Here is a 23,249-nt window from a genome sequence, read left to right as displayed (position 1 = left end):
CCATTATGACCCGTGGCTGCATACTTTGCATACGGCGCTTTCGGATGAGCTCTCATCACTCAGCATCCGTATAGATTTCTGGCTTTAAAATACCGATATATGGGAGGTTTCGGTAGCGTTCCGCATAATCAAGTCCGTATCCTACAACAAAAGCATCCGGCACAATAAAACCAACATAATCAGCTTTAATATCTGCAACACGGCCTGATGGCTTATCAAGCAGCGTCACAATTTTAATTGACTTAGCTTTGCGGTATTTAAACAGATCGACTAAATAACTTAGCGTAAGACCGCTGTCGATAATATCCTCGAGGATGAGAATGTCCCTGCCCTCTACCTTCGTATTTAAATCCTTAATGATCTTGACTTCTCCTGAAGAAACAGTAGAGTTTCCGTAGCTGGAAACATCCATGAAATCCATCTCCAGATAGACATCCATACGTTTAATCAAATCTGCCATAAATGGAAGAGCACCCTTTAAAACCCCGACAGCAAGCGGATAAGAATCTTTATATTCCTCTGTCAGCTCGCTTCCAAGCTCTTTAATTTTTTCCTGAAGCTGCTCTTCTGTATACAATACTTCTTCAATATCCTGATTCAGCACGAACTATGTCCCCCTAGAAGATCCTTATAATGAATTAAAGTACATGCACGGTTTCCGTTTGCCGGCTTCTCAACACCTTGGGCAGTGCGAAGCCCCGGAATCCAAAGCACCCTACCGCAAGCATCTGTAATAATTGGCCATTGGCCGCGCAGCTCCAGCGGTATTTTCTCGTCGATGAATATTTTTTTGATTTTCTTTGAGCCATGCATCCCTTTGAGGTTGATCCGGTCGCCGTCTTTTTTGGTGCGGACGGTCAACGGCCACTCGACCTCTGTAGGATCAAGCCAGCAAAAATCAGCGGTTTCATCTAAGTCTTCCACCAAACCTTCTTTTGCAATCACTTTTCCTCCTCCCGGAAGAACAATTGCTTCATTTTGATCCAATCGACAGCAATAAGGCAACGCTTGAGCGGATGGAATAAAATGAAAGGTTACAGTTGAATACGACCGTTGAACCAGCAAGCCTTTGGGCAAATGGAGCTCTCCTGATGGATGCTTTTGCTCCATTAACTTTCTGACAGAAGCCGTATGGGCGGAAGATAATGACGTGGGTACTTTTGCATAAAGATAATTCAATATTAGATGAATCATTCTCCTTTGTAAAGGAGGAGCTTCCTTACACCAATTCTTTCGCTCTATCTTCATAAATTGAACCTGCTGTTCAATAATTCGTTTTTGCAATCGGTCTTCTGCCTGCTGTAAAAGCCAGTCCTCGTCCTCTTTCACCTCTTCAGTGTAGCGTTTAATCTGCTCATTAAGAGAAGGGTTTTCTTCTTTTAATAATGGAATAATATGATGTCTGATGCGATTTCTAGTATAGGAATCAGCTGCATTGCTCGGATCGATTCGGTACTCGATGCCATAGTGTTCACAATATTGTTCTATTTCTGCTTTCGTTAGAGTAAGCAGCGGTCTTACTATGAATCCACCTGCAAAATTGCGTTTTGCCGCAATGCCTGCACGCCCTTTCATCGTAGATCCGCGGACCAGGCGAAACAGGACGGTTTCTGCCTGGTCATCCCCATGGTGCCCAAGAACCAGCTTGGATGCGCGGATTTCTGTCATGACCTCCTTTAAGTAGTCGTAACGTACGGCTCGTGCTGCTTCTTGCACTCCTATGCCATCCATCGCCATTTTTTTCTTTACATCCAAAGAAGCACGGTGGCAGGGGATTCCCTGCTGCTCGCAATAGGCTTCTACGAAATCAGCATCTTCTTTTGATTCCTCTCCTCTCAGCATATGGTCCACATGCGCCACTTCTATGTTGAGGCGTTTTTTTGCATGATGAAGCAAATAATGGAGAAGAGCCATCGAGTCCGGCCCCCCTGAAATCGCCGCGATGACTTTATCTCCATCACTGAATAGATGCTGCTCTTCTATATAGGAATGAATTTTATTTAAAATGTCTTTCATACGCTTTCACCTTTTCCGGTCCTCTTTAACGAGTTCTCTCTCTATTGTATCAATTTTTCCCTATCACCTCCTACTGATTCAATTTTCCGCATTTTATCCGGTCTTAATAACAGCGGGGATCGCCGCCCATTTTGGCAATTCATGCTGGAGCTGTGCGACCATTATCGTCATATCATCCTCGATCTCTCCTCCAGATGTTCGAACGGCAGCCTCCATTAAAATATCCGCCACTTCCTGAGGATCGCTTGTTCTCAGCTCTGAGATTTGCCGCTTGATCCACCGTTCCGGATTTTCTATAAAGCGGGGACCATCCAGCACTCCGTCACTTAGCATAATCAATAGATCTCCTGCCTTTAACTGGTCCTCTAACACTTCCATATCCAGTTCACTGAAGAATCCCATCGGAAGATTGCTGGCTTCAATCGTTTTCACTGTTTTCCCCCTCTTAATATAGCTTGGCACAGAGCCTACTTTTAAAAATTTTGTCTTTGCATTTTGCAGGTCAATCATCGCCAGGTCGACTGTAGAATACATATCACCGGTGCGCTTTACAGTTAAAATAGAATTAACGGATTTGATAGCAAGCTCCTCCTCTATTCCCGCCTGCAGCATCTGCCGCAGCAATTGGATGGTTTCATCGCTTTCCATTCTTGCTTTTTCTCCATTGCCCATTCCATCACTGATGGCTATCGCATATTTCCCCCCATGCAAATGAACTGCGGCGTGGCTGTCACCTGAAATGAGCCCTCCTCCATGAGCTGCATGAGCGATCCCCACACTCACCTTAAATGCTTTAGACGACCTGAATGTCACCACCATTCCCTCATACGGGGAAGGGATCTCGACTTTTTGATGAACGACAATGGTTTCTTTTAAAATGGATGAAAGCATCGGGGCAATCAGTTTTTCGCATTCCCCGTGCTTTTCTACAAAAGGCAGCATCACATCCACATCAATATGACCATAATCCAAACTGTGAATGTCCACATTATCTACATGTATGCCAAATTCAATCAGGGCATGAAGCATTTCCTCCTCCTGTTTATCATGTTTTTGCGTTTCCCGCTGAAGATCCGATGCGAAATCCTTCATTACAGCCGCCAGTCCCTGGAGCTGATTGGACACGAATTGGTTGCTTTCCATCATTTGTTTTTTCATTTGCAGTTTTGCCGCCCGGTCCGCATACTCCTCCTCAAAAGCCAGCTGAACCTGTTCTGCTTTTACACAAAAGCCCTGCCATTGCTGCGGCGGCTTATGATCATCCGGATTCGCTAATTCCTTCATCCAGTCGTAGGTTCGATCAAAGTGGGTGGACCAGCAATAATCCTTCTTAAAGCACATTTGACAGGTGCTTTCTGTCACCCTGCTTAATGTATTATCAAGAGAAACAGCGGTAACGGCTGTTTCTGGATCTTTTTCTGCACACTCAAAGCTTTTGGCCAGCATTTCAAACATTCCTGAAAATTTTTCTACTTTTTCAGCGGTCGCATCCCGCACATTCCGGGCATACAGCTGCTGATCGAGCTCATGTTCGACCGACCCCGGGATATTCCGGGAAATAGCAAAGACAAAACGCTTAGGCGTTAAAAAGACGGCAATGGCAGCAATGGCCGACTCATATAATGAAAATTCAAGCTGCGCCCCCTGGTTCATAAAGAGTCCCATTAATAAGGTAGCCATCATTAAACCCAGAACCACACCGGTCCCTTTCCCGCTTTTCATTAACCCGCCTAATAAACCGGCAACAGCCAGGACGGCCACCTCTGGCAAATGAGCCACAGAGGATAAACAAAAGACCAGTCCCGTTACAATACCGACTGTGGAGCCTACCATTGCCCCAGCGGCCAGAGCCGCAATAATGACAATATATCGCGTTAGGATATGATCCATAGCGAGACCGCCTACAGTGAAACCAATTAATCCGGTGGCGACGGACGCGACAACTATAGCAATGGCCACCATTTCTTCTGGGGCATATGTTCTTTTCCGGGTTTTCGTAAGCAGCTGGTATCCCTGTAAAAAAACAAGTGTCAGGATCCCGGCAAGCACCGCCTCAAATGCCACCATCACCCCGTCCACCCAGGTGAAAACTTCAGGCAGCTCTATACTTAAGTAGATACTCCTCGCTACAATCACGGAACCCGCCACCGTTCCTGCAAGAATAAAGCGGTTGGTTTTCATTTTTTGCCTGACTGCCAGAGAAGCAAGATAGAACAGCATAATGGTGGATAGTGTGTAAACCCCCTGCCAGATCCCAAGAGATGAAGCACCTGCTACCAGGCCCAGCATGACGATAATTGATTTTTCCCTGCTCACCGCAAACATGACAGCGAACATTGGCAAGGCGAAAGGAGTAAACTGTGACAGAAACAATGCTCGTCCAAGTAAAAGACTGACTAAGATATGAAGGATGCCTTTGTGAACCATCCAATGAACGAACAGCAGGCTGATTGTGTTCTTCCACTTCGGTATTTTTCTTTTGGCCTGCATTAAAGAAATTGAATTCGTCACTTTCATGTTTACCTCATGTACATTCTCCATTTACTCCACTCCCTAATGTTTCGTTGTTGTTGCGAGTAATTATAAAAGACAAAATGAAGAATAGTTTGTCAAAATACAGAGGCGATTTTAAAGTTTCTTTCGACTTATTTTGAAAAAAACGAGCTATTCGGGAATCATTTCTGCCTTTCGCCTTTTAATTTTCTGAAAGCAAGTCGAAGGCTCGTTCTTTTTCTCGGAAAGTCAGGGATACTTTATTTACAAATTCGGATTGCACCCGTAAAAAAATGAGTATAGTAAATGTTAGCTGGTTTTCGTTCATCCATTGTAAAACTTCCGGCCGGTTCCTTTATGAAAAGCAGTCTGCTGCAATAGGCGGCTAGTTATGCTTTTGTACGAGAAGAACCCGTCAGCTGGGCACACCACTCACTTATTTACTCTTTCAGAAGATCCCGTTTGGGGAACGAATGAAGATGAAAAAGAACAATTTCACCTTGAAGCACAGAATTGAGCGAAATAATTCAAAAAAACATTGACACTTTTTCAAGCGCTATGTATTATATAACTTGTGCTTCATTTTGCTTTCTGTGTTTATCAACACAATAAAAAGCATGTTTATTCAATGGCGGCGTAGCTCAGCTGGCTAGAGCGTACGGTTCATACCCGTGAGGTCGGGGGTTCGATCCCCTCTGCCGCCACCATATAGGCCCGTTGGTCAAGCGGTTAAGACACCGCCCTTTCACGGCGGTAACACGGGTTCGAATCCCGTACGGGTCATAATAAAAACACATCAGCCTTTGGCTGATGTGTTTTTATTTGGTTGAAATGGTTTTTGGAAGCTTATGATGCTCTAATTCTACTTTCAATTTTTCAGTTTCCAGTAAGAAGTTTTCATGCCGCAGCTTTTCTAATTCTATCTCTCCTTCCAACATGGATTTTTTGATTACGGATTGGCGTTGGAAGTAATATCCGACAATCACAACGATGGGAATAGAGAGCGACATCACAACGGCGACCAAATCTGTTATAGCATCTGCATTCATATTAATCCTCCTTTAATTTGGGTGTTTAAGACAGCCTTTGGTGATCAGAATCAGAATGATGGCGATGATCTAATTGAAGTCTAAGCTTTTCTGTTTCAAGCAGAAAATTCTCATGCTTTAATTTTTCCAGTTCATACTCTTCCTTTATGGCTTTTCGTTTATTTTTAGCTTGTTTTTGTAAGTGATCTGTAATGATCCCTGTAATCGCAACAGCTCCAATAATCATAAAAAAAGTCAACTTCTTTATCCTCCTTTCAAGACGGTTAGAAAATCCTACATTAGCAGCGTCGATTATGTTTTAACTTATATACGTACAACAGCACTATTTGGTTTCGGGTATTATCACTATTTTAGAAATCTACTCGAGCTGTTTGGTTTCTGCCTCTTTATTCAACCTGACAGCCCTTTCTTCAACTTACGTACTTATATACATAATTACAACAGAGAGGCGCAATATTCCTTCTTTATATTCTGATCAGCAAATCCTTCATACTTGAACAACCCCCACTTACTGCCCAAAAACAGTGCGTCTGAAGTGAAAGTGTTCTCGCTATTTTTTCGAAAAAAAAGAAGCCGGCTCGGCGCCGGCTTCCTGGTTCGCATTGTATTGTATCGACAGATCAAGATTATTGATGCCATCTACCATACGAATTTGACAGCTAATTATCCTTTTTTTGCACCTTTTCCGCCTCGTTTTGATTCTGTGTGACGCTTCAAAGATGTCAGGCGATCCTCACTATCCTTCAGGAAGCGAGCCATTTTCTGCTCAAATGTTTCTCTTCCTACAGGTCCGCCGCTATTGCTGCTGCGGCCGCCTCGCTGGTCATTTCCACGGTTGGGTCTTGGACGTTGCTGTGTTTGCTGCTGCGGTGGTTGATCCTTTGCTTTACGGATGGACAAACCGATCTTGCCGTCCTTCTCAACATTTAAGATCTTCACTTCTACTTCGTCGCCTACTTTAAGATGTTCGTTGATATCCTTGACATAGTTATCCGCAACTTCACTGATATGCACAAGTCCTGTTGAACCCCCAGGTAATTCAACGAAAGCCCCGAAATGAGTGATGCCTGTCACTTTACCTTGTACCTTGCTGCCTACTTCGATTGACATAAAAAAAATGATCCTCCTTAGAAAAATAAAAAATAGACCTTACTTATCATTATAGCCAACATAAAAAAAGAGTGTCAACATAGCGACACCCTATATTGTAAATTATTCTATTCAGAATCTTCTCCATTTGCTCCATTCTCTATACCAGACGTGCCTTCGGAGTCTTCTGGAATATTAAAAATAATTTCTCCTTCATCCGATAAAAAATAGTCCCGTCTGGCTAACTTGGCTATGTAATCATCGTCATTTAACTTTTCGATCTCTTTATTGAGCTTTGTTTCATCCTTTTTCAGCTGAACAACCTGCTCTTCTAATTGCACCTTTTCTGCTTTCTTTTCATCGAGAACATTTGCCCGTGTCACCATGGATGAAATAAGAAGCCCGCCAAAGACCACCGCAAATACTATGAAAAATGATAAGCGTCTCATTAGTCTTTTCTTGTGCATGACTCTGCGCTGTTCAGAGTGTTTTTGCTCGGCTGCATATTGATTCTCAAGTGATGTTACATTTTTGCGTGGGTTTCCCATAAGCGGATGCCTTCCTCCTTCTGTTCATCTCGTGCACATTGTGACGGATCCTGTTTCTTTATTCCCTATTATATAACAGATTAAGCCACTTTTTTATCTTTTTTGCAAAAAAAGATTGTTTATTTTTCAAAAATTGGATAAATGGCTGAAAAGGTCTTGTCAAAATCTTACCGATCACTATGAAAATTCGACATATTCCGGAAAAGAGTGTTTGAAAAACGGCCCGTATCAATCTGACGACCCAAAACACCGGAGTGAAGATTAAAGCCCCAACGACCATCGTCAGCATACGCACAATCCATTTCACGATCCGGTCAATAAACGAAAGGACCGCGACAAATGATTTTTTGATTAATGCTTCGTAGCCAGCAAATCCGCAGATGATGGAGAGCAGTACGTAAAACCTCCACTCTCCTCCATTGACGTTAAATAATAGCAGAAAAACGAGTAAAGCTTGTACACACCAAAAAACGCCATCTGTCAGCCACCTGAGTCCGCCTGTTCTTCGCCGGATAATATACCGGTCGTAGAGTGTCAGGTTCAGACCAATCACCAGGCCGGCTGCCAGCATCGTCGACATGACTTGAAGCTGAAGATCCAGAATCATCGAAACAGCTTACTGAACAGCCCTTTCGCTTCCTGCGGGCCTGGTTCATCAATATAAAGTAAATCGTCAATTTTTCCTTTTAAAGAAACATGACCTTTGTCTACATCAAGATTAACCATCTGCAGATTTTTTCCCTTAATGGATAAATACCCTTGCACCGTTTCAAGTAAAAACTCCTCATTATCAAAGCTTTCCACTTGTCTTACCCCAGTGATTGAAAGAGTCTGTCTCTTGCTCATTATAATTTCATGCTCGGGCTTATCCACCCTCGGTTCCATTGAATAAGACACTTCATCCACCCCGCTTTAAAGTTCAAACTGTTACTTAGCACATTTTATGCGCGGATGACGGGATGTATGACGCTCATTCAGAATTCTTTTTTATTCAGCAGATCCGACTTTCTCTTCTTTGAGAATGGTATACATCATTGCAGCTTCTTCTTTGCGGGTTGTTTCCTGAAGGCGGTCTACAGAAACCGTTACGACCCGTTGTCCAAAACGAATCATCATTTCGTCCCCGGGTTTCACCGTCGAACTTGCTTTTGCCGGCTGGCCGTTTACAAGAATACGTCCCTGATCCGCCACTTCTTTAGCAAGCGTTCTGCGTTTAATCAATCGGGATACTTTTAAAAATTTATCTACTCTCATTTTTCCCCCTGCTTTCTATAATCCTAAATTTTTCGCTTCTTTCCAGTACTCGTCAAGCTCTGCTAAAGTATACGAGTTAAATGTTCTTCCTGATTCGAGAACTTTTTTTTCAACGAAAGAAAATCTGGAAATAAATTTTTGGTTTGCACTCACCAGCGCCTCTTCAGGGTAGATGTCGTGGAAGCGGGAAACATTGACCAGGGCAAAAAGGACATCCCCAAATTCTTTAAAACTCGCTTCTTTGTTCCCATTCGCTACCTCTTCCTGAAATTCCTGCCATTCTTCTTCAAGTTTATCCCAGGCACCTGAGCGGTCATCCCAGTCAAAACCTGCTTTTGCTGCTGCTTTTTGCAGTTCAACCGCCTGCATAAGTGCCGGCATTCCTGAGCCCTTGCCTTTTAAAAGAGATGGAGCCTCCTGCTGCGTGCCTTTTTCCTGCTGTTTGATTGACTGCCAATTGGATCTGACATCATCAGCCGTTTTGGCTTCCTTGTCCCCGAATACATGCGGATGACGACGGATCATTTTTTCTGTAAGCGTTCGGATGACATCCTGAATCGTAAAGTACCCGTCGTCTTCTCCAATTTGAGCATGCAGCATGACTTGCAGCAGCACATCACCAAGCTCTTCGGTTATATGATCAATATCTTTTTGATCAATCGCTTCCAATAGCTCGTAGGCTTCCTCAATTAAGTGCTTTTTTAATGACTCATGTGTCTGTTCACGGTCCCATGGACAGCCATCTGGACTTCTTAGAACCGCAATGATCTGGCGAAGCTTGAAGAATTCTCCATAGGCTTGTTCCTCTTTCACCGGAGCAACATAAAGACTCGTTAAGTTGCTCAGCTCCATGCCATGATCGAGTTCATACAGAGGAACTGTTTTCATATATTGACTGCTGCTTCCTGCTGCAGTTACGATCGTTACCGGATAATCGTCGGGATATTTTTCCATTAACGTCAGTTTTACATCAGACGCCATAAAGCCATCGTACACCTGACCGATGATGATGTGCTGATCCATATGGAGATCGTCTGATTTTAAAGCAGTGCCGTCAAGCAGCTGGAATCCTTCAATGGGATCAATCCCGACTGCGGTAAACAACGGATCCAGAAAGCTTTGTCCTCCAAGCACTTCCACTGTAAGGATACCTTGCTTTTGTAAATCCAGTAAAAGCTGAACCGTCTGCTCGGCTACAAGAGGATGGCCGGGCACCGCATAAAGGACCGGCTCTTTTTTCGCTTCTTCCACAAGACGGTTGACGATGTCCTTATACACTTCCTCAAATTGATCATGAGCCTCATACACATGGTCAAATGACGAAAAACGGACTCCCTCTGCCAAGAGAGCATCAATCACAGGATGATCCATCGTCCTCGCCATCACGGTTCCTGCGTTGGTCAGCGTTTTATAGATACCCAGGGGCAATTGATCCAGATCTCCTGCTCCCAGACCGATAATCGTAATTTGGTTTGGCATATGCACTATCTCCTTTATCTAAAAAAGTTCTATTTTACGGCAGGGGGCCAAATACTCGTTCAAGCTTTCTACCAAGCGGGATTTGTCGAACTTCCGCTGCAGTAAAAAGTCCCTTTCTCCATACAATTTTGAAAAACAGCCAGATTCCGGCTGCTACAGTAATCAGGCAGGCGAGGGATGCCATCGGCCGGCTGCCTGTCCAATCCACCGGCAGAAACAGTATGAATTGAATTCCTCCAGACATGCCAGCCAAACCTGCGATAAGCCTTTTATAAAATAAAGCGTATAGTAAAGGACCTACTCGTCTGCGAATTTGCCGGATCACGACTGTCATGACAAACATCAACGAAAGAACAGTTGCAGCCGATGCTCCAAGCGTGCCAAAGGACGGGATGAGCAGCTGATTAAGTCCATATTTAATGATTAAGCTAAAGACAATCGACCAGGCTGCCACATGCACGTCGCCCATCCCCTGCAAAATAGCACTAATCGTCAAAATAACCGATGCAAGCAGTACGGATACCATATAAAGCGCCAGCACCCGGGAACCTTCCGCATCCTGAAAAAGCATCGTATTGAGCGGCTGGATAATATTCATTAATCCGGCAGCCGCTGCAGCTCCAAATAACAGACCCACTTTAACCGCCAGTCTCGCCTGCTCCTTCACTTCCTCCGTCTTATTCGACTCGTATGCAGAGGCAATAATCGGGACAATGGCAAGGGAGAGTGAGGTTGCTACCACAACACCCATTTGCAGCATTGGCTGTCCTCTGTCATAGATGCCCTTCAACCCCTTAGCAGCTTGTTCCCCGATTCCGCTTTGGACCAGCAAAGAATAGACATTCAGGGCGTCCATCAGCTGATAAAGAACAAGCATCATGCTTCCCATGCCAATGGCTGTACCCGTTACAGTAAGCTGACGGATGATGCTTCTATCGCTTTTTTGAAAACCAATCCATTTAATAGAGTTCCAGCTGACCCCCTGCTTACGCAGAAAGAACAGAAGAACGAAAACGCCTGTCACCGCTCCAGCCAGGGATCCGAGGACCGCCGCTTTTCCTATCGTATATAAAGAGGCTTCCATTGCCATCAACATGATCGATAATCCTAAAATAAACAGGACCCGGACAAGCTGTTCCGCTGTTTGTGAAAAGGCCGGCGGCACCATATAATAGTTTGCTTGAAACCACCCTTTTGACACGGATAACAGAGGCATGAGCAAAAAAGGGTAGCTCATGAAAGCGATCAGTCCCGACAGCAAGGGGTCTCCCATCCATCCTGCAATTAATCCGGCGCCGGCACGAAGCAGTATAAAAAAAACAAGACCGACTAAAGTCAAATAAAGAAAAGAGATGTGGATCACACGCTGCACTTCACCCTGAGACGAGCGTTCCCGCCGCTCTGCGATCATTTTCGATATCATAACAGGAAATGCATATGTACACAAAGCAAGCAATATGCCATAAAACGGATAAACCTGCTGAAAAATATAAAAACCGGTGTCACCTACAATATTTTGAAAGGGCACACGATATAAAGCACTTAGTATTTTCGTGAAAATCGCCGCCAGCGTTAAAATGGCCGCGCCTTTCATCATATCGCTTGAGGAATGATTCATTCTCGTGGCCACTGCCTTTCTGTTCCAATTCCCATAAAGTATAGTATACCAAAATCCATGAACATTGTCGTTTACCACAAATCACCTCTTCATGCGGATTCACCACTTGACATAACAAAAAAAGCACAATGACATCTGTGCTTTTTCGGGACACGCATAACTGCTTTTTCATAAAGTGTTTACTCTAGTTTTCCATCTGACGACCAAGAAAGCTGGCGGCCGTCTCAGAGGATTTTTTTTCAACTTCTCCGAGAGTTTCATCTTTAGAGAAGATAATCACCGCACCGATCGGATCTCCTGACGAAACAATCGGAGCAATAGCATAAGATGCCGATTCTTCATCCTGGTGTTCGATAACTGCAAGCTTGGTTTGTTTTTCAGACAAAATGCTTTTGCGGGCAGACATGACTTCTTCGATTCCTGTTCCAATCCGCCGATTCAGGTACTCTTTTTTCGATACACCTGAAATGGCCACAACATTATCACGGTCACAAATCAGAACCGGGTGACCCAAGCTGTCATGCAGCGCCTCTGCATATTCTTTCGCAAAATTCCCTAATTCGTTAATAGGTGAATACTTCTTTAAAATCACTTCTCCCTCGCGGTCGACAAAGATCTCAAGAGGATCTCCTTCTCTAATGCGAAGCGTTCTTCTAATTTCTTTCGGGATGACCACCCGCCCTAAGTCGTCGATCCGCCTGACGATTCCAGTTGCTTTCATACGTGGTGCCTCTCTTTCTCTTAGCGAATTTTGATTGTCCTTTATTCCACTCATTGGTACTTGCTGTTAGTATTAAATAAACGGACAAATTTATACCGGTTCCACACAATTTCTCCAAAAAAAGTATTTCGGTCATGGTAAAACTGGCTGTGCGGTATCGCCTATTATTTCCAATAACTCGAAACTAAAAACATAAAGAAAGAGCTTGGGACAAAAGTGTCTCAAGCTCTTTGACCGGTTCGGCTGCGCTTCAGGCGGACGCTTTTCGCAGGGACGGCGCTGATCCTCTCCAGTCCCTTGCCCTGAGTAGTCTCAGCTTGCCGTCAAATCCTGCAGGAGGGAGTCGCCACCTTCCGCTCCGCTCACCTAGTACTAGTAATAAAAATCCTCGTTTTTAAACTTTTTTGAGTTTAGTCCCAGCCTCTATATGACCATATTAGCAATACTCCTCATTTAAGCTGTTTCTTTTATCGCTTCCGGCAGGCGGCAGATTATGTCGTGAATCATATTCACCCATTGATCTGGTTTTTTATTACGGAGCTGTATACTGACGGTTAACTTGTTATCATTCATACCGAGGCCAACATCTCTGCCATGGCGATTTCCGATTTCAAACGCTTTTGCTCCATCAATCTGAGCAGTCCCTGCTTCACTTAATTCAAGCTTCACAGACTCCTTTGTCTGATGAATGGCTTCTAAACCGATTAACTGGCCGTAGGCTTTAATTTCTGCTATTTGAAATAAGGTATGAACCTCTGTTGGATAATCTCCAAATCGGTCAATCATTTCGTCTTTTAACTCCGTAACTTCGTCCACAGTAGAAGCGCCTCTGAATTTTTTGTACATCTCAATCTTTTGATGACCATCCGGAATATAAGATGACGGAATATAGGCGTCCTGCTTTACATCCAAGTCCAGTTCTACTGCAGGCTTTTGACGCTTTTCTTCATGAGAGAAAGCAGGAAGCTGCTCTTTACGCTCCTCGATTGCTTCCTTCAGCATTTGAGAATACAAGTCAAATCCAACAGAATCGATAAAGCCGTGCTGCTGAGAGCCGAGCAGATTGCCAGCCCCCCTAATGGTCAGGTCACGCATGGCAATTTTAAATCCGGAACCAAGCTCCGTGAATTCTTTAATGGATTGAAGACGTTTTTCCGCCACTTCAGTGAGAACTTTATCTTTTCGGTACGTAAAATACGAATAGGCAACCCGATTGGAACGGCCCACTCGGCCGCGCAGCTGATAAAGCTGTGACAGTCCCATTCGATCCGCATCAAACACAATGAGCGTATTTACGTTTGGGATGTCCACGCCTGTTTCAATTATGGTTGTGGTCACCAGCACATCATATTCTCCCTCAAGAAATTGCAGAATGACCGATTCAAGCTCCGTTTCCGTCATTTGGCCGTGTGCAACGGCAACTCTGGCATCCGGGACCAGCGTTTGGATTTCATCTGCTTTTTTCGTGATATCCTCAACCCGGTTGTATAGGAAGTAAATTTGTCCGTCTCTGGCAAGCTCCCGCTCTATGGCTTCGCGAATCAGCGGTCCGTTATATTCCATTACATAGGTTTGGACAGGGAACCGGTTTTCCGGCGGTGTTTCGATGACTGATAAGTCTCGCACGCCAAGCATCGACATATGAAGTGTACGCGGGATTGGAGTCGCCGTTAGTGTTAACACATCGATATTTGTTTTCAGCTGTTTAATTTTCTCTTTGTGGGTTACTCCAAAACGCTGCTCTTCATCGATTATTAGCAGCCCGATATCACGATACTTGATATCCTTTGAAAGCAGGCGATGTGTCCCGACTACTACATCAATGGTTCCTGCCTGCAGCCCTTTCATCGTTTCCTGCTGCTGTTTCCGTGTTCTAAAACGGCTTAACAACCCGATGTTAACGGGAAAGTCCTGCATTCTCTCCATCATCGTTTCATAATGCTGCTGGGCAAGAATAGTTGTGGGAACGAGTATAGCCACTTGTTTGCCATCCATTATCGCTTTAAACGCTGCGCGGATTGCGACTTCTGTTTTCCCATATCCAACATCTCCACACAACAGCCTGTCCATCGGACGCTCTCTTTGCATATCTTTTTTGATTTCCTCAATGGATCGCAGCTGATCGTCCGTTTCCTGATAAGGGAAAGCCGATTCAAATTCCTGCTGTTCATTCGTATCTTCTGTAAACGCATAGCCTTTTGCCGTTTCGCGTTCAGCATATAGCTTGATCAAATCATCTGCAATATCTGCCACTGAAGACTGAACCTTGCTTTTTACGCGCTTCCATTCCGTACCGCCGAGTTTATACAGCTTAGGTTCCTTTCCTTCAGAACCAACGTACTTTTGGACAAGCTCTATTTGGTCAACTGGAACATAGAGCTGATCATTTCCCTGATAGCGGACATTTAAATAGTCCTTGTGAAGGCCATTAATTTCAAGCGTTTCAATTCCCAGATACTTTCCGATCCCGTGATTAACGTGAACGACATAGTCGCCTACCTTCAATTCGGAATAGCTCTTAATCCTTTCAGCATTTGAAAGCTTTTGCTGACGCTTTTTCTTTCTGGTTTTCTGTCTGAAAAGCTCTTCTTCTGTCATGACTGCAAGCTTATGCATGGGCAGCTCAAAGCCTGACTGAAGAGTGCCGCTGACAATTTGCACTGCTTGCGGAATAAGGGGCTGGCCGTCTTGAACAATCGCTGCGTCAATTTCATAATCTGCGAGCACCCGCTCAAACTTCTGCAGCCGCTGACCATCCGGAGCAAGCAGGACCACCGTATACTTACTGTTTTTCCACCGTTCCAGCTCTGCTTTTAACACATGCATCTGCCCATGAAAACTTTGCATTGGCTTACAGGAGAACGTATGAATCTTTTTAGGGTGAATGATCGGAATTTGACGGGTGAACAACGAAAAGTACACTTTTTTCAAATTGCTTTTTGCAAGAATCTGAGCAAGACTATGGGAAACAGATACATCATGCAGGATCTTTCCCTCTTCCAGCAAAGAAACATACCAGTCCATTTCTTCTTTTTCCAATGTCTCGTCCATTTCATAAATCCTGCTTATTTCATCAAATAGCACTAAGCCATCTTCCGGCAGGTAATCTAGCAAACTGGCTTCTTCTTCATAGGCGAGAGAATGATATTTAAATAACTCATCTGGCTTTTGACCATTTTTCAGCATCCCCGCTTCATACTCGACCTGCTCAGCCATTGCCTCTTGAATCGAAGGTTTTTTCACTTTTTTCAAGCTGGCTTTTAACCGGCCCGACAACTCCGCTGCCACACGCTGCAGATCTTCTTTTTCCATGATGACCTCAGTAGCCGGGCCAATTGTTACATCATCCAGATTTTTGATCGATCGCTGATCATCTGCTGAAAAAGTTCGGATCGAGTCAATTTCTGTATCAAACAACTCAATACGGACAGGGTCCGGCGAAGTTAACGGGTAAATATCTATTATTCCGCCGCGAACACTGAATTCACCGGGACGACCGACCATATCAGCACGCTCATAGCCCATTTTCAGCAGCGCAGAAAGAGTAGAGTTCACTTCAATTTCATTTCCTAGAGACAACGTAAACTGACTCATTTTCCACTTATTTTTCGGAGGAACAATCTTGCGGAGACCCGCCATCGGAACGATGTAAAGCCCCGTGCCTTTCGTAGCGAGATGATTCATCGCGTCCAGACGCTGTGCGAGAAGCTCGGGACTAGCAATACTCATCTCAGCAGCAATCAATTCATTGGCCGGATATAAAAAGACCTCATCCTCAGAGATAAACTGAAGCATATCCTCATACAAACGCTGTGCCTGAAGTAAATTATGCGTTACAACCATCACAGGACGGTTCGCCTGCTTAAACGCCGCTGCCATAAACGAACTTCGAGCCGATCCCGACAAACCGGAAATCAGCTGTTCACGTGCGCCCATATCTATATCATCAATCACAGACCTTATCTCAGAATCATTCAACAACCCACTCAACAAAGCACTCAAAAAGCCTCTCCTCCTATTAATAAAAGCGTAAGGCGCTCGTCCAGCTCCGACAAGCATAAGGCGCGGTGGCCAAGCAGGCGTGAACTTTGCCTGCTGGGACACCGTGACTTATGACCTCGAGGAGCTAGCGCCTGAAGCTGGATAACATTAAAAGCGTAAGCAGGCGTTTAGGGGCGACAAGCATAAGATGTCCTGCACACATAGGCGCTTTTTGCCTATTGGGCTGGGCAGCTTATGACCTCGAGCCCCTGCCTGCTGAAGCTGGATAAAGTAAAAGCGTAAGGCGCTCGTCCAGCTCCGACAAGCATAAGGCGCGGTGGCCAAGCAGGCGTGAACTTTGCCTGCTGGGACACCGTGACTTATGACCTCGAGGAGCTAGCGCCTGAAGCTGGATAACATTAAAAGCGTAAGCAGGCGTTTAGGGGCGACAAGCATAAGATGTCCTGCACACATAGGCGCTTTTTGCCTATTGGGCTGGGCAGCTTATGACCTCGAGCCCCTGCCTGCTGAAGCTGGATAACGTAAAAGCGTAAGGCGTCTGCACAGAAGAATGATCTATCAAACATGACCTTTGCCCACCGACCATCGCTATAAAAGTATCTTTTCCTTTTACAGCTTCCTGTCAGACAGTGAAAATGCCTTGGATGCGCCCATCCAAAGCTGCTTACTGTATAAACGAATCTAATTCGTGATAATCAGGATTTCGCTCAAGGGACTCCTGACAGTCTTCACAAATTGTCTGGATCTCTACATGACCTTCTTTAGTATAAGATACCATGCTCTGTCTTTCTTCGTTTGACAGCTTATGAATGCCAAGCTGTTCTGAATTAACGGAGTGAGTATCCAATTTTCCGACTGAATTTCCACAATGCCGGCACTGATAGTGAATCGCCACTTTTTTCAGCTCCCTTCATGCAACCTTATATTGTAGTATAAGCCGCATGGACAGGAGATATTCATTCGGTTCGATTAAATTCATTCATCACTTCTAAAAAGGGTTTGTCCAGCCATTTTTCACATGCATCCGCGCTTTTTTTCACGGCTTCTTGAATAGCAGGCCATTCCTCATTTGAAAATTTGCTTAAAACATAATCCGGTACTTTCATTCCTTGCGGCGGACGGCTGATCCCCATACGGATTCGGTTAAAATTCTGCGTACCTAAATGGGCAATCGTACTCTTAATTCCATTATGGCCTCCAGCGCTTCCTTTTTGCCGGAGACGCAGGGATCCCGTCGGCAAGTCGAGGTCATCATAAATCACCAGGAGATCTTCAAGCGGTATATCATAATAGTCCATGAGTGGACGAATGCTTTCGCCTGATAGGTTCATGTACGTCAGTGGTTTAAGCAAAATGATTCTTTCACCATTGCGGTGAACAGTGGAAAATGCACCTTTGAATTTACTTTGCAAAAGTGGGGCATTCCAGCGGGAGGAAAGCTCATCAATTACTTCAAAACCAATATTATGCTTCGTTTTATCATACGTTTTCCCTGGGTTGCCCAGGCCAACAATCAATTTCATCTTTGAAACACCTCATCAATAAGTACAGTCAAAAAACCTGCTCACACCTATCATAAACCATTTTGGGCGTAACCTCCAAGAAAGGTTACGCCCGAAAATAGATTATTCTGCTGATTGCTGCTCTGGTGATTCTTCTGTTTCGTCAGTAGAAGTCTCTTCGCCTTCTTCTGATGCCTCTTCAGGCTCTTCCTCTACCCGAGGCGCCAATACAGAAGCAATTGCTTCGTCATCTTCATGGTTGATCGTTACATTGTAGTTTGAGCGGATATCGCCTACTGAAACGGCATCGCCAATTTCCAGCTTGCTGATATCTACTTCAATATATTCAGGAATATCGCTTGGTTTAGCTGAAATAGACAATTCATGTAGCGTTGTTTGAACAACTCCGCCTTCATTAGTTCCTGCTGCTTCACCTGTCAAATGAACCGTAACGTCCACGTCAAGTTCGGAAGACATATTGACAGCCAGGAAGTCAGCGTGGATGATTTCATCTTTTAAGAAATCGGATTGGTAGTCACTTAATACAACCTTCTGCTTGTTTCCTTCGATGTCCAAATCAATAATTCCGTTACGTCCAACCTCACGGATGGTTTTAACTAAGTCGATTTCATCTACATAAACAGATGTATTTTCAACTTTATATCCGTACACGACAGCTGGAAGCTTGCCTGCATTTCGTAATTCTGTGATGTCTGATTTTTTAAAACCGCTGCGTTTAGTCGCTTTTAATACTGAGCTCATAATTAATCACCTTTCAATTTGTAGTATCGTATGGATTAACCTATTCTTAAAGTTACCCCTGTTGGCGTCCTCTTAAACCTTAACCTAAGTAATGAGATGCGTTTTATTATATAAACCATTACTAAACTTCATTAATTTTTTAATTAGTAATAAAAAACTAACGGATATGGAATTTTTTTATATAAAATGTATTATGCCCTTATAAACAAAAATAAAAACTTCAGGAAAACCGGCATTAGGTAGGCCGATTTCCTGAAGCTTCTTTTTTTTAATCAAACAGCATGCTGACAGATTGCTCCTCATACACGCGAATAATAGCTTCTGCAAGAAGGTTGGCAACAGATAGTTCGACGATCTTGCCGCCTTTTTTCTCTTCGCTTAAGGCAATGGAATTAGTGACAATCAATTCTTTAATTGGTGAGTTGTTAATCCGCTCAATTGCCGGACCTGAAAGCACAGGGTGCGTACAGCTTGCATACACTTCCTTCGCCCCGCTTTCCATCAAAGCGTTAGCAGCAAGCGTAATAGTGCCTGCTGTGTCGATAATGTCATCAATTAAAATCGCAGTTTTCCCCTCTACGCTGCCGACGATATTCATGATTTCGGCAACATTTGGTTTTGGACGGCGTTTATCAATAATGGCGATCGGCGCTTTCAGGCGCTCCGCTAATTTACGCGTACGGGTTACACCGCCATGATCAGGAGAGACAATGACAATTTCCTCTGGATTAAAATTCTTTGCGATAAAATAATCTGCAATGATTGGCACTCCTAGGAGATGGTCAATTAAGATATCAAAGAAGCCTTGAATTTGAGGCGCATGCAAGTCCAGTGTGATGACACGTGTAGCACCGGCAGTCTCGAGAAGATTCGCAATAAGCTTTGCTGTAATTGGCTCTCTTGCACGGGCTTTACGGTCCTGGCGCGCATAGCCGTAGTATGGCATAACGATATTGATGGTTTTAGCAGAGGCCCGCTTTAACGCATCCACCATGATCAGCAGCTCCATCAGGTTTTCGTTTACAGGAGTTGACGTGGATTGAACCACAAAAACATCGCATCCACGAATACTTTCTTCAATATTAATTTGAATTTCTCCATCACTGAAACTTGTTACCGAGCATTTTCCAAGCTTTGTTCCAACTGCAGCTGCAATATCTTTTGCCAATTCCTCGTTCGAGTTCAGGGAAAAGATCTTTAATTTTGAATCTTTATATTCTCTAGACATGATAGCCTCCATTAATTTTTTGAGTGAATTTTACCCGCATAGCCTTCTTTGTTTTCCTGACGCGCTCTTGCAATGGACAGCGCTTCTCCAGGCACATCCTTTGTAATCGTTGAACCGGCAGCGACATAGGCGCCTTTGCCTATTTTCACCGGCGCTACAAGATTTGAATTGCAGCCCACAAAAACGTTATCCTCAATGGTGGTCAGGTGCTTCTTTTTCCCGTCATAATTCACCGTAATGGAGCCACAGCCAATGTTCACATCAGAACCGACTTCCGCATCTCCAATATAGCTTAAATGAGAAGCTTTGCTTGCTTTGCCGAAAGAGGCCTTTTTAATTTCGACAAAGTTTCCGATCTTCACTTCATCGCCAATCGAGGACTGAGGACGGATGTGAGCGAAAGGACCGATCGTTACATCAGATCCGACTGCACTGTCATGTACGACAGACTGCTTAATTGAAGTCCGGTCTCCAATTGTACTGTCCTTGAATTCACTGCCAGGTCCCACCACGCAATCCTCACCGATTGTGGTTTCACCTAAAATAACCGTACCCGGGTAAATTACGGTGTCACGGCCAATTACCGCCTCATTAGAGATGTACGTGTTATCAGGATCTATAATCGACACACCGCTGCGCATGTGCTTTTCATTAATCCGCGCTCTCATAAGTCCTTCTGCCTGAGAAAGCGCGACACGGTCATTCACTCCAAGGGTTTCACTTGCCTCTGCAGTTTGAAATGCACCGATTGTTTCTCCTTCAGTCTGAAGAATTTCAATGACATCAGGCAGATAGTATTCCCCTTGCACATTATCATTCGATACATTTTCAAGCGCTTTAAACAATGCACGATTATCGAAGCAATACGTTCCTGTATTGACCTCTTTTACGCTTCGTTCTGATTCATTGGCGTCTTTGTGCTCTACAATCCGTTTTACAAGACCGTTTTCATCCCGGATAATCCGGCCATAGCCATCCGGCTTTTCCTGATGAGCTGTCAAAATAGTCGCCTTCGCCTGTTGCTCCTCATGATGCTGAATAAGAGAAGACATCGTTTCAGCCGTAATCAATGGCGTGTCCCCACATACGACTAATGTGATTCCATCTTTATTTTGTAAACGATCTTTCGCCTGCATAACGGCATGAGCGGTGCCCAGCTGCTCCGCCTGCAAGACAAATTCTGAACGATCCCCAAGCTGAGCTTGAACGAGTTCAGCACCATGACCAACAACGGTTACAATTTTATTCATATTTGCATGTTTTACTTGCTCCAATACATGCTCCACCATCGGCTTCCCGCATACTGGATGCAACACTTTATACAACTTAGATTTCATACGGGTACCTTGACCCGCAGCTAAAATTACCGCATATCGATTCGACATTGTCGGTCCTCCAGTCAACATTTTTCCACTTCGAATATATATTAAAAATGCCTTTATTTCAAGGAAAGGAGCGATTTCAGAACAATCTGTCATTCATTTGTCATATAATCTGGTCAATCTGGTGAATAAATCTAGTGAATATGCCTCTTTTTCAGTCTTTTAGGATTTTATTCCACCATAAAAAACTGCACCAAAATGACAGAAGCAGGTTCAGTCATCCCGGTGCAGTTTATTTAGCTTGTTATTTATGCTCCAGCCTCTTCTAACTGAGCTTCCTCTGCTTCACCCACGCGTAAGTATTCTTCAAGAACAGACTCCTGAATCATTTCTCTTGTTCCGGAATTAATCGGGTGTGCAATATCACGAAATTCACCATCAGGCGTTCTTTTGCTTGGCATGGCAACAAACAAACCATTATTGCCGTCAATTACCCGAATATCATGAACCACAAATTCATTATCAAGAGTTATGGAGGCAATGGCTCTCATTCGGCTGTCTGTTTTAACACGTCGTAGTCTCACATCTGTCACTTCCACTAATTACCACCACCTTTCCCCTTATATGACGCACTATTCATTAATTCTTCATAATACTGTCATTTTCCTACTTAAAAATGAAAAAAGTAGAAAATATTTTCAGATATAGGTGTTTTTTATAGGAGGTCTTGAAAGCAGGTTAACTAGTGAGAGAAGGTTTCGACAATCTATAAGATGGTCGAATGATTCATTACTTGAGGTCATGGACTCTGTAAAATTGCATAGAAAAAAGAGACTTGGACAAGTGTCTCAGCCTCTTTGACCGTTTTCTCTTCTTTTGAAAAAACAATTTCTACTGCTTAACTAATGCTACGACCTCAATTTCAATGTCAGCGCCTTTAGGAAGCTTAGAAACCTCTACACACGACCTTGCCGGACGATGGTCTTCAAAGTATTCACTGTAAATTTCATTCACCGCTGCAAAATTTTCGAGGTTTGTTAAAAAGACGGTCGTTTTTACAACCGTTGAAAATGATGCACCCGCTTCTTCAAGAACCGCACGAAGGTTGCTAAAAACCTGATGGGTCTGCCCTTCAATCGCTCCTTCAACCAACGTTCCTTCCGCTGTGAGCGGGATTTGCCCTGAGCTGTAAAAAAGATTATTTACAATAACACCTTGAGAATACGGACCTATAGCCGCGGGAGCTTGATTTGTCTGAACAAACTTCATTTCAATTCCTCCTAATCATTTCTATTCCTTTTTTTCGCCTAAAAAGGATGGAACCTGATCAAAATAATTGCCTGTTTCTACTCCAATCGTTTTGCCTTTTTCGTCTACACCCGTCAAATTCAATAAGGAAATCCAATTATCAATCAATCGCTCTTCACTGTATTCAGATTCAATAAAGATCCCTACACCTGCTACCGTTGCCGAAAATTCCTCTAAAAGATTTTTCATTCCTGCAGCTGTACCGCCAGCACGCATAAAATCATCCACAATCAGAACACGGGAGCCTTGAGCCAGACTCCTTTTAGACAGCACCATCGTCTGAATTCTCTTGGAGGATCCTGAAACATAATTTATGCTGACAGTTGAACCTTCTGTTACTTTACTGTCACGCCTGACCACGACCACCGGCACCCCAAGATACCGTGCTACTGCGTGAGCAATTCCGATCCCTTTTGTTGCGACTGTCATAATCACGTCAATTTTCTGGTCTGCAAAAGCTGCAGCAAAGAGCTTGCCGACATGATTCATTAAATGAATATCTCCAAGAATATCCGTCATATATAAATACCCGCCAGGCAGCAGACGATTTGAATGAGACACGTGGGTGCGTAAAGATTCAATCAGCTCTTTTGCGTACTCCCGTTTAATCCCAGGGATGTACTTTACTCCACCCGCTGCACCCGGTACGGTTTGAAGCGTTCCGACACCGCGAAGTTCAAACGTTTCTTTCACAATGACTAAATCCTCGCTTATAGAAGATTTAGCAGATTGAAATCGCTCTGCAAAAAATGTTAATGATACAAGTTCTCTTGGATGTTCCATTAAGTAATGAGTCATATCAATAAGCCGTTCACTGCGTTTGACCTTCATTGCCGTTTACTACCTCCTAAAACCCGA

At 43.9% G+C, this 23,249-nt stretch carries 23 protein-coding genes and 2 tRNA genes; 3 read left to right on the top strand and 22 right to left on the bottom strand.

Going from position 1 to position 23,249, the window contains the following annotated elements:
- Window positions 1-55 precede the first annotated feature (55 nt).
- From hpt to spoIIE, 3 genes are all read right to left on the bottom strand, one after another.
- Window positions 56-604, bottom strand: coding sequence for a hypoxanthine phosphoribosyltransferase (hpt, locus tag ACQCT8_RS18355; protein ID WP_278242482.1), 549 nt, complete (start codon window positions 602-604; stop codon window positions 56-58).
- The gene (gene tilS, locus ACQCT8_RS18350; RefSeq protein WP_426873520.1) at window positions 598-2,016 is read right to left on the bottom strand and encodes a tRNA lysidine(34) synthetase TilS; all 1,419 of its coding nucleotides are present in this window, start codon (window positions 2,014-2,016) and stop codon (window positions 598-600) included. Before tilS ends, hpt begins: the two co-directional genes overlap by 7 nt.
- 93 nt (window positions 2,017-2,109) lie before the next feature.
- Window positions 2,110-4,557 carry a stage II sporulation protein E gene (gene spoIIE, locus ACQCT8_RS18345; protein WP_426873518.1) on the bottom strand — a complete coding sequence of 816 codons (2,448 nt, stop codon included), beginning with the start codon at window positions 4,555-4,557 and terminating at the stop codon, window positions 2,110-2,112.
- 343 nt (window positions 4,558-4,900) lie between these two features.
- Between spoIIE and ACQCT8_RS18340 the strand changes: the two genes are divergently transcribed.
- The 3 genes from ACQCT8_RS18340 to ACQCT8_RS18330 all read left to right on the top strand — a co-directional run bounded on the left by ACQCT8_RS18340 (window position 4,901) and on the right by ACQCT8_RS18330 (window position 5,292).
- Window positions 4,901-5,026, top strand: coding sequence for a hypothetical protein (locus ACQCT8_RS18340; protein WP_426873516.1), 126 nt, complete (start codon window positions 4,901-4,903; stop codon window positions 5,024-5,026).
- 113 nt (window positions 5,027-5,139) lie between these two features.
- A tRNA-Met gene (locus ACQCT8_RS18335) sits at window positions 5,140-5,216 on the top strand.
- A 4-nt stretch (window positions 5,217-5,220) separates the two neighbouring features.
- Window positions 5,221-5,292: transfer RNA gene (locus ACQCT8_RS18330), tRNA-Glu, on the top strand.
- Between the two features lie 35 nt (window positions 5,293-5,327).
- On the opposite strand, the gene ACQCT8_RS18325 is transcribed toward ACQCT8_RS18330, so the two are convergent.
- The 19 genes from ACQCT8_RS18325 to purR all read right to left on the bottom strand — a co-directional run bounded on the left by ACQCT8_RS18325 (window position 5,328) and on the right by purR (window position 23,222).
- Window positions 5,328-5,558, bottom strand: a complete 231-nt coding sequence (locus tag ACQCT8_RS18325) for a hypothetical protein (protein ID WP_426873514.1) — start codon at window positions 5,556-5,558, stop codon at window positions 5,328-5,330.
- Between the two features lie 25 nt (window positions 5,559-5,583).
- Window positions 5,584-5,796, bottom strand: a complete 213-nt coding sequence (locus ACQCT8_RS18320; protein WP_426873512.1) for a hypothetical protein — start codon at window positions 5,794-5,796, stop codon at window positions 5,584-5,586.
- A 425-nt stretch (window positions 5,797-6,221) separates the two neighbouring features.
- The gene (locus tag ACQCT8_RS18315) at window positions 6,222-6,668 is read right to left on the bottom strand and encodes a S1 domain-containing RNA-binding protein (RefSeq protein WP_278242487.1); all 447 of its coding nucleotides are present in this window, start codon (window positions 6,666-6,668) and stop codon (window positions 6,222-6,224) included.
- A gap of 107 nt (window positions 6,669-6,775) precedes the next feature.
- Window positions 6,776-7,195, bottom strand: coding sequence for an FtsB family cell division protein (locus ACQCT8_RS18310; protein ID WP_426873509.1), 420 nt, complete (start codon window positions 7,193-7,195; stop codon window positions 6,776-6,778).
- A 58-nt stretch (window positions 7,196-7,253) separates the two neighbouring features.
- The gene (gene yabQ, locus ACQCT8_RS18305) at window positions 7,254-7,802 is read right to left on the bottom strand and encodes a spore cortex biosynthesis protein YabQ (RefSeq protein WP_426873507.1); all 549 of its coding nucleotides are present in this window, start codon (window positions 7,800-7,802) and stop codon (window positions 7,254-7,256) included.
- Window positions 7,799-8,080, bottom strand: coding sequence for a sporulation protein YabP (gene yabP, locus ACQCT8_RS18300; RefSeq protein ID WP_426873548.1), 282 nt, complete (start codon window positions 8,078-8,080; stop codon window positions 7,799-7,801). Before yabP ends, yabQ begins: the two co-directional genes overlap by 4 nt.
- Before the next feature lie 102 nt (window positions 8,081-8,182).
- Window positions 8,183-8,449: an RNA-binding S4 domain-containing protein gene (locus tag ACQCT8_RS18295; protein WP_426873505.1), complete on the bottom strand. Its 267-nt coding sequence runs from the start codon at window positions 8,447-8,449 to the stop codon at window positions 8,183-8,185.
- Window positions 8,450-8,464: 15 nt separating this feature from the next.
- Window positions 8,465-9,928, bottom strand: coding sequence for a nucleoside triphosphate pyrophosphohydrolase (gene mazG, locus ACQCT8_RS18290; RefSeq protein WP_426873503.1), 1,464 nt, complete (start codon window positions 9,926-9,928; stop codon window positions 8,465-8,467).
- A 34-nt stretch (window positions 9,929-9,962) separates the two neighbouring features.
- Complete coding sequence (locus ACQCT8_RS18285) at window positions 9,963-11,624, bottom strand: putative polysaccharide biosynthesis protein (protein WP_426873501.1); 1,662 nt, start codon at window positions 11,622-11,624, stop codon at window positions 9,963-9,965.
- Window positions 11,625-11,730: 106 nt separating this feature from the next.
- On the bottom strand, window positions 11,731-12,267 hold the full coding sequence (spoVT, locus tag ACQCT8_RS18280) for a stage V sporulation protein T (protein ID WP_426873499.1): 537 nt from the start codon (window positions 12,265-12,267) through the stop codon (window positions 11,731-11,733).
- A 453-nt stretch (window positions 12,268-12,720) separates the two neighbouring features.
- A complete protein-coding gene (mfd, locus tag ACQCT8_RS18275; protein WP_426873497.1) occupies window positions 12,721-16,269 on the bottom strand; it encodes a transcription-repair coupling factor in 3,549 nt (1,182 codons plus the stop codon).
- A gap of 664 nt (window positions 16,270-16,933) precedes the next feature.
- Window positions 16,934-17,164: an anti-sigma-F factor Fin family protein gene (locus tag ACQCT8_RS18270; RefSeq protein ID WP_278242495.1), complete on the bottom strand. Its 231-nt coding sequence runs from the start codon at window positions 17,162-17,164 to the stop codon at window positions 16,934-16,936.
- A 61-nt stretch (window positions 17,165-17,225) separates the two neighbouring features.
- Entirely contained in the window at window positions 17,226-17,792 is a 567-nt protein-coding gene (gene pth / locus ACQCT8_RS18265; protein ID WP_426873495.1) for an aminoacyl-tRNA hydrolase, read from the bottom strand.
- Window positions 17,793-17,894: 102 nt separating this feature from the next.
- Window positions 17,895-18,533 (bottom strand): 50S ribosomal protein L25/general stress protein Ctc, encoded by a 639-nt coding sequence (locus tag ACQCT8_RS18260; RefSeq protein WP_426873493.1) that lies wholly within the window; start codon window positions 18,531-18,533, stop codon window positions 17,895-17,897.
- Between the two features lie 268 nt (window positions 18,534-18,801).
- A complete protein-coding gene (locus ACQCT8_RS18255) occupies window positions 18,802-19,761 on the bottom strand; it encodes a ribose-phosphate diphosphokinase (RefSeq protein WP_426873491.1) in 960 nt (319 codons plus the stop codon).
- Between the two features lie 11 nt (window positions 19,762-19,772).
- Entirely contained in the window at window positions 19,773-21,146 is a 1,374-nt protein-coding gene (glmU, locus tag ACQCT8_RS18250; RefSeq protein ID WP_426873489.1) for a bifunctional UDP-N-acetylglucosamine diphosphorylase/glucosamine-1-phosphate N-acetyltransferase GlmU, read from the bottom strand.
- A gap of 245 nt (window positions 21,147-21,391) precedes the next feature.
- Window positions 21,392-21,682: a septation regulator SpoVG gene (gene spoVG, locus ACQCT8_RS18245; RefSeq protein WP_041054567.1), complete on the bottom strand. Its 291-nt coding sequence runs from the start codon at window positions 21,680-21,682 to the stop codon at window positions 21,392-21,394.
- A gap of 292 nt (window positions 21,683-21,974) precedes the next feature.
- Complete coding sequence (locus ACQCT8_RS18240; RefSeq protein WP_426873487.1) at window positions 21,975-22,352, bottom strand: RidA family protein; 378 nt, start codon at window positions 22,350-22,352, stop codon at window positions 21,975-21,977.
- Between the two features lie 21 nt (window positions 22,353-22,373).
- Window positions 22,374-23,222 (bottom strand): pur operon repressor, encoded by an 849-nt coding sequence (gene purR / locus ACQCT8_RS18235; RefSeq protein WP_426873485.1) that lies wholly within the window; start codon window positions 23,220-23,222, stop codon window positions 22,374-22,376.
- Window positions 23,223-23,249 lie beyond the last annotated feature (27 nt).

It is taken from the genome of Jeotgalibacillus proteolyticus (assembly GCF_050107735.1).
Taxonomy (GTDB): domain Bacteria; phylum Bacillota; class Bacilli; order Bacillales; family Jeotgalibacillaceae; genus Jeotgalibacillus; species Jeotgalibacillus proteolyticus_A.
This window is presented reverse-complemented; position numbering and strand designations above follow the sequence as displayed.